The 7222-nt window shown below is 30.5% G+C and carries 7 protein-coding genes; 2 read left to right on the top strand and 5 right to left on the bottom strand.

Annotation, left to right across the window (positions count from 1 at the left end; all coding sequences use genetic code 11):
- A partial coding sequence (locus TCEL_RS13935; protein ID WP_198010691.1) for a transposase occupies positions 1 to 329 on the top strand: 329 nt, incomplete at its 5' end.
- A 417-nt stretch (positions 330 to 746) separates the two neighbouring features.
- On the opposite strand, the gene TCEL_RS12280 is transcribed toward TCEL_RS13935, so the two are convergent.
- From TCEL_RS12280 to TCEL_RS12295, 4 genes are all read right to left on the bottom strand, one after another.
- Positions 747 to 1595 (bottom strand): YitT family protein, encoded by an 849-nt coding sequence (locus tag TCEL_RS12280; RefSeq protein ID WP_018666581.1) that lies wholly within the window; start codon positions 1593 to 1595, stop codon positions 747 to 749.
- A gap of 127 nt (positions 1596 to 1722) precedes the next feature.
- Positions 1723 to 2199, bottom strand: a complete 477-nt coding sequence (locus TCEL_RS12285) for a hypothetical protein (RefSeq protein ID WP_018666584.1) — start codon at positions 2197 to 2199, stop codon at positions 1723 to 1725.
- A gap of 15 nt (positions 2200 to 2214) precedes the next feature.
- Positions 2215 to 3489 (bottom strand): ArsB/NhaD family transporter, encoded by a 1275-nt coding sequence (locus tag TCEL_RS12290; protein WP_040684108.1) that lies wholly within the window; start codon positions 3487 to 3489, stop codon positions 2215 to 2217.
- Positions 3490 to 3630: 141 nt separating this feature from the next.
- Positions 3631 to 4431 carry an L-type lectin family protein gene (locus tag TCEL_RS12295; protein ID WP_018666587.1) on the bottom strand — a complete coding sequence of 267 codons (801 nt, stop codon included), beginning with the start codon at positions 4429 to 4431 and terminating at the stop codon, positions 3631 to 3633.
- 178 nt (positions 4432 to 4609) lie between these two features.
- Here TCEL_RS12295 and TCEL_RS12300 point away from each other — a divergent pair, with 178 nt between their 5' ends.
- Positions 4610 to 6622, top strand: a complete 2013-nt coding sequence (locus TCEL_RS12300) for a methyl-accepting chemotaxis protein (protein WP_018666589.1) — start codon at positions 4610 to 4612, stop codon at positions 6620 to 6622.
- 79 nt (positions 6623 to 6701) lie between these two features.
- Here TCEL_RS12300 and TCEL_RS12305 read toward each other — a convergent pair.
- On the bottom strand, positions 6702 to 7222 hold a 521-nt coding region (locus TCEL_RS12305; protein WP_040684109.1), incomplete at its 5' end, for a transposase.

Here is a 7222-nt window from a genome sequence, read left to right on the forward strand (position 1 = left end):
TGCTTTCTTATAATAGCGATTTAGCTATTGCTCATGCATTAAAAGAAAAGTTATTAAAAATTACTGAAACTGCATCTTCTTCTAAGGAAGCTCGTACTTTATTAAAGGAATGGATAAAACTTGCTCAAAATAGTGGTCTTAAAGAATTCAAAAAATGTGCTGATACTTATATTAGATATTTCGATGGAATAGTTAATTCTTTTGATATTCCTTACACAAATGCTTGTATAGAAGGATTTAATAACAAGATTAAAGTTATTAAAAGAAATGCCTTCGGCTTTAAAAATTTTGATAGGTTTAGAAATAGAATACTTCATTGTTGTAACTAAATTTTATAAAATATTATATTTAAAAGAACCCAACTACCGTTGGTCTTTTTGTCATGCAAACTTTTAGGCAAACTCCCTCAAAACCAATTTATCTTTCTAAAATTCCTCTCAAATAAGAAAGGACAGGCATTCTAAATGAATACCCGCCCCAACTATTGACAAAGAGCCTAAAAATTTTACCTCATGAACCAACTATTATAATGCACACATCTTTCATTGTTAATACATCTACCATAAGGGAGACATATTAAAACCTCATTTCCCATTAAAATATAGGAAATACCTATCCAATATAAATACATAAAAAGTGTCAATCAAACGATTGACACTTTGAAGAAGATTTATATTTTTCAACTGTCTACTTGACAGGAGGCATCTTAAAAAGTTTAATACCCATTTATTGGATAATTTCACATTTCACATGGGTGGCACTTTAAAACCCTTGCCCCTTACTTCTGCTGCATCTAGGATGGTTATAAAGGCTCTGTTGTCTATTTCAAGTATTTTTGCCTTTACTTTTTCAAGCTGATTTAAAGTTACTATGCAATATATAACCTTCTTTTCGTTATTTGTGTATGCACCTTCTCCATAAAGGTATGTTATTCCTCTATGTATGTCGTTTATTATATAGTCTGAAACCTCGTTTACTTTATCTGTTACTATAAGGAGCATCTTTTCGTTGTTTATACCCTTTAATGTTTTATCTAGCATTTTTGATGATACATACATAGAAATCAAGGTATAAAGTGCTGTTTGGATTGAACTTATAATGCTTCCAAGCATAACTATAAATATATTAATTCCAAAGGAGAGGGTTGAGATATTTATACCTAGTCTTTTTTTGGTTGCAACTGCTATTATGTCAGTTCCCCCCATTGAACCTTTGTTTTTAAGTGCAATCCCTCCACCTAAACCATTTAGTACTCCTCCATAAATACAGGATAGCAGAATATCATTAATGTGTATATATTCTCTTATACCTTTTGTAAGTGTTAAGAATAAAGATAAAAAAGCTACTCCAAAGATACTTAATATTGCAAATTCCTTATCTACTTCCTTTTTACCATATAGAAAAATTGGTATATTTAGAAGTAAAACAAAAATTCCTGATGGTACTTTTGTAATATATTGAAGCAATATAGCTATACCTGATACCCCTCCACTTAAAAGCTTATGAGGGACAATAAAGGCATTAATTCCAACTGCTGAAATTAAGCATCCTATAGCTATAAAAAATATTCTTTTTAATGTAACTTTTAAATTCATCTCCCCATCTCCTAAACCTTTTTTAAATATTTTATGCATTAAATTATAGCATTTAGTTCTTTCAATGTGTTTAAATTTAAAAATATTTCATAAATAATTAAAAATGGAGAGCACCTGCCCTCCATTTTTACAGTGTTTCAGGATCCTTCTTGAAGTATACTCTCCTATCTTCCTTTACATTTTCTTTAATCCTTTTTCTTACATCTTCAATTACATTATCCATCTGTTCAAACATCTCTTCATCAACAATGTAATAGAAGAAAAGGTCTTCTAAATTTCTTGCTGTATCCAATATCTTTTTATTTAGTTCTAAAAACTTTTCAAATTTGCCACTTGTAATAACGTTTTTGAATTGCTCTAGATCTATTTCTATCATATTTACTACATCCTTTAAATCGTCAAAAACCCCCGCAATCATAGGATATGGTTTTACTCTTTGTAGGAAGTATTTATTTTTTGCATTTATATTATACGCATAACTTATTTCATATCCTTCTACATCAAACTTAACAAAACACTGTTTACCTAAAAAACAAGTAACCTTTCCTCCCATTTGCTTTAACATCATTTCGTGCATAGTTTCTCTAACATTAATCTCCTTCATGCCCTAACCCCCATTCTAATGAAGCTTAAACAACACTAAATATATTGTTGATATTACTATTGATAGTATCATCATTGGAAAACCAATCCTTAAAAAGTCCTTAAATGTTATTTTATATCCTTCCTTTTCCATTATACCAACAGTTACTACATTAGCGGAAGCCCCAATTAATGTTCCATTTCCTCCTAAACAAGCACCCAGCGATAATGCCCACCAAAGAGGCATTATATTCATGCCAGACATAGCCCCCATTCCCTTTATAAGAGGTATCATAGTTGCAACAAAAGGGATATTATCTAGAAAGGCTGATAAAATAGCCGATGCCCAAAGTATTATAAGTCCTGTTAATAACAAATTCCCTTTTGTAAATCCAACTATTATCTTAGCCATCATTGAAATAACTCCAACTTCCTCTAAAGTACCTACTATTGTAAATAGTGCTATGAAGAAAAATATAGTTGGCCATTCAATCTCAACCAATATTTCATCAAGTTCAACACCACTTATTAAAAGAAGTATTGTTGCACCAGATAGTGCAATTGTTGAAGATTCATATCCTAAATGTTCATGCATAAAAAATCCTAATATAACTAACGCAAGTACTATTAAGCTCTTTGTTAATAATACTTTGTCAGTTATAGCACTATATTCATCTAGCTTCATTATTTCATTCTTTAGTTTTTCTTCTACCTTTAGGTCATTTTTATAAATGAGCCTCATTATATAAACTGTTGAAATTAATATAATAATAACAACTGGTGAAAGGTTAACTATAAAATCTAAGAAACCTATTCCTGCTTCTGAACCTATCATAATATTTGGTGGGTCACCTATTAAAGTTGCTGTACCACCTATATTTGATGATAATACCTCAACCATAATAAATGGTATAGGATTTATCTTTAAAAGCTTTGATATTACAAGTGTGACAGGTATCATTAATAATATTGTAGTAACGTTATCTAAAAATGCTGATAAAATAGCTGTCATAATACCAAATACAATAATTATTTTCATTGGATCTCCCTTTGATAGCTTGGCCATCTTTATTGCGAGATATTGGAATAATCCTGTCCTTTTAATAATAGATACAATAATCATCATACCAACCAATACACCAACGGTTGTATAATCAATAAATTCAATTGCATTTTCTTGGGAAATTATTTTAATAATAAGAAGTACCATTGCACCTAACATTGCTGCTACAGTTCTATTTATTTTTTCACTGACTATTAAAACAAATGTTGCTAAGAATACTGCTAAAGAAATAATTTGAACTAAATTCATGTTTTCATCTCCCTCTTCTTTTGTTATATATTTAACTTCCCCCAAAAAGTAGATAAGACCTTGAAGAACTCAAGGCCTATCTGTTCGTATTTATTTTACTCCTATATAAATATATATTCAATAAAAATTACAAAAATATAACTATCTATACTCCGCACCAAATATCGCTACATTCTGCCTTACTAATTTAAATCTCTTACCATCCCACTTTAAAACTGTCTCTACATAACCTAATCCGTCCGCTCCATATCTTCCAGAGATACCTTGAACTGCATAAAGCTCATATATACCATCTCTATCAAAATCAATTGGATATAATCCTCCTAAAGGTCTTACAAACCCCTCAATAGGTTCCTTTAACTTTCCATTTTTATCGTATATCTCTGATAAATACTCTCTTCCCTTGTATTCAATATCTAATCTAAATTTATATAGTAAAGTCTTGTTCAAAACATCTACTTTAAAATTGTCCCTATAAGTTACACCATATTTGTACTCTTCAATATATTTGTCTGAATCAAACAATTTTTTAACCTCATTATTAAGGAAGGAATAAACATAACTATATATAGTACCACCACTTCCTCCTGTGTCTATTACAATTAGTATTTGGTTTACTTTCCCTTCAGAAAACCTTCCTAAAAACAATGTAGGATTATATCCTGCATTATTCTCTAGAGGAACTCTAGTAAACTTTAGTGTCCTTCCATCCTGTATCAACAGGGTTATATTCCTATATAATATCCCCTCTCCTGGAAGCCTATCTGCAATCAAAAAAACATTATCCTTTACTCCATCCCCATTTACATCTCCCTGTTTAAAATCAACTACCTTAGCCCTTAAATCTTCATCATCTTCAGCCTCTCTTATGTTTTTATATCTACTTTGGTATCTCATTAGCTCATCCATCGAAACAAATGGAACAATAAAAAAGTTTTTCATATTAAACCTCATTTAATTACTACACTAACATAATATGTTTTTAAATGAAAACTGTTAATAAACCCATTTAATCTTAAGTTTCTTAAACTTACTTAACATAATTTTAATAAAAAATATAATTTATTTAAATTTTTTATGTTAAAATATCGTTTGCATACTACACAAGGAGGGAATATATTTGAAAAAACTAAACTTCAAAAGTCTAAAGCAACAATTACTTCTAACTTTCACAGCACTTATCTTTACAATATCTGTTGGTATATCTTTAATATCAATGTATATCTCAAAAAAAGCATTAGTTGATACTATAAGTATGACTCTTCCAGAAGTTGCACAACAGGCAGCTTCATCAATTGAACATGCTATTAAAGTTAACCTTACTGCATTAGAAACAGTAGCAAGCGAAAATATATTTACAAACGAGACTATTCCTTTAGATGAAAAACTTAAAGTTCTTGCTAACGTTAAAACTAAATATAACTTCATAGGAATAAGCTATGTGGATACAAAGGGAAATCTAGTTGATACAGATGGAAACTCCTTTAATATTGCAGGTCAAGAAAGCTTTGAAAAGGCCATGAAGGGTATAAGCAATATTTCTGATCCGATAATAAGCAAGGTGGATGGAAGCATTCTTGTTTTATATACAGTTCCTGTTAAAAATGCTAATGGACAAGTAATAGGATGTATTAGTGCCGCAAGGGATGGGAATGAAATAAGCAATTATTCAAATGATATTAAATTTGGTAAAAGTGGCCAAGCATTTGTTATAGATAGAACAGGTACAATTATAGCCCATAACAACAGACAGTTAGTTGTAGATAAATTTAACCCTATTGAAAAGTCAAAGCAGGATAAAAGCCTTAAGGAACTTGCTGATATAATGAAAAGGATGATAGCAGGTCAAATTGGATCTGGTGAATATGTATATAATGGTGTACGTAAATATGTAGGATATGCTCCAATTAAATCTTCCAATTGGTCTGTTGGTATTATGATTGAAAAGAAAGAAATACTAAAGGAGCTTAAAACACTACAAGTAGGCATTGGTATAACAACAGTACTGTTTATTATTTTAGGTTCAGCTCTTGTTGTTACGCTATCAAAATCCTTAACAAAACCAATACAAACAGCTGTAGAAAAATTAGAACTTATTTCTCAAGGAAATTTAACAGAAGAAACACCAGAAAATATGCTAATTAGAAAAGATGAACTTGGTAAAATGGCAAACTCAATTGAATATATGAGAAAGACGCTACTTGATATAATTACACAAATTAAACATAATGCAGATAAAATCGGTGCTCAAACAGACTATCTATCATCTATTTCTGAAGAACTTAATGCATCAAGCCAAAACATCGAAGCAGCAACAAACGATGTGGCACAGGGTACAATGAATCAAGCACAGGATTTATCAGATATTACAAATATAATTTTTGAATTTAGCAACCAATTGGAAGGTATAGTAGAACTTATAAAGGATGTATATGAAAGTACAAACAAAGTAAAACAAATGGCAGATAGTAGCAACACAGATATGGAATTTGCTATTCAATCTATTGAAGGTGTAAATAAATCATTTAATAATTTGACACACAAGATACAAGAAGTTGGAGTAAATGTATCTAAAATAAACGAAATTACTACTTTAATAAATAATATAGCAGAACAAACAAACCTTCTTGCTCTAAACGCTGCAATAGAGGCAGCTCGTGCTGGAGAAGCAGGTCGCGGTTTTTCTGTTGTAGCTGATGAAATTAGAAAACTTGCAGAACAAAGTAAAAATTCTTCTACAAATATAGCAAACCTTGTTTCTGAAGTGTATAATGAAACAGCTGCTATGGTTAATACAACTGATGTTATGAAAAAGGAACTTGAAAATCAAATGGATAAAATATATACTGCACTACAGTCCTTTAAGTCAATTACATCTTCTGTTGATGAAATAGCACCAAAGATAGTTACAACAACAAATTCAATTGAAGAATTAAATAAGAGTAAGGACAGCATAATAAATAAGATTGAATCTGCATCAGCAGTTGCAGAGGAGGTTTCTGCTTCATCCGAGGAAATTGCAGCTTCCACTCAAGAGATGAGTAGGTCTTCAGAAACACTTGCAGAATCTGTTCAGCTTCTAAATGATATGAGCCAAAATATGAATGAACTTGTAGGAAAGTTTAGGGTGTAACAAAACTCCCTTTTGGTAATACCAAAAGGGAGTTCAGATTGTTGATAAACCTCTTGATTCTAAAAATCAAGGGGTTTATTTATGCGGTAGCATATAAATTTTCACAGTAAATTTCTGATTTTAACATAAATATTTTATTAATACCTTTAAAAAATAAAAGGGATAGTACCCTTGCAATCTTTTTCATATTTTGAACTGCTGCTGTAAGTAAGCATTGTTCGCTTACTTTAGCTAATCCGCGGAAGCGACAATAGCGAAGCCCATGTAATTCTTTCGAATCTGCAAAGCTTCGCTCTATTGTTTCCTTTCTTCTTTTGTATATTCTTTTACCTTTATCAGTTTTTAAAAAGGCTATGTTTTTATCTTTATATTCTTCCCATACATGTCGTCTAATAGTTCTAAATTCACTTTTTCCAGTTAGGCACTTATCTTTAAATCTACAATTTGAACAAATTTCTTTATCACAAACATATTCTTTATATCCCTGACGGGTGGTAGTCTTATATTTTAAAAAACAATTATTAGGACAAGCATATACATCCCATTCTTTTACATACTGAAATTTATTTTTTGTATATTTGCCCTTTTCATGAGGACCTA

The organism is Thermobrachium celere DSM 8682 (assembly GCF_000430995.1).
Classification (GTDB): Bacteria; Bacillota; Clostridia; order Clostridiales; family Caloramatoraceae; genus Thermobrachium; species Thermobrachium celere.

What these genes read in the sequence shown, in the direction of transcription:
- TCEL_RS12280 (WP_018666581.1), bottom strand. Translation starts at nt 1,595, where the DNA reads ATGAATTTAAAAGTTACATTAAAAAGAATATTTTTTATAGCTATAGGA.
- TCEL_RS12285 (WP_018666584.1), bottom strand. Translation starts at nt 2,199, where the DNA reads ATGAAGGAGATTAATGTTAGAGAAACTATGCACGAAATGATGTTAAAG.
- TCEL_RS12290 (WP_040684108.1), bottom strand. Translation starts at nt 3,489, where the DNA reads ATGAATTTAGTTCAAATTATTTCTTTAGCAGTATTCTTAGCAACATTT.
- TCEL_RS12295 (WP_018666587.1), bottom strand. Translation starts at nt 4,431, where the DNA reads ATGAAAAACTTTTTTATTGTTCCATTTGTTTCGATGGATGAGCTAATG.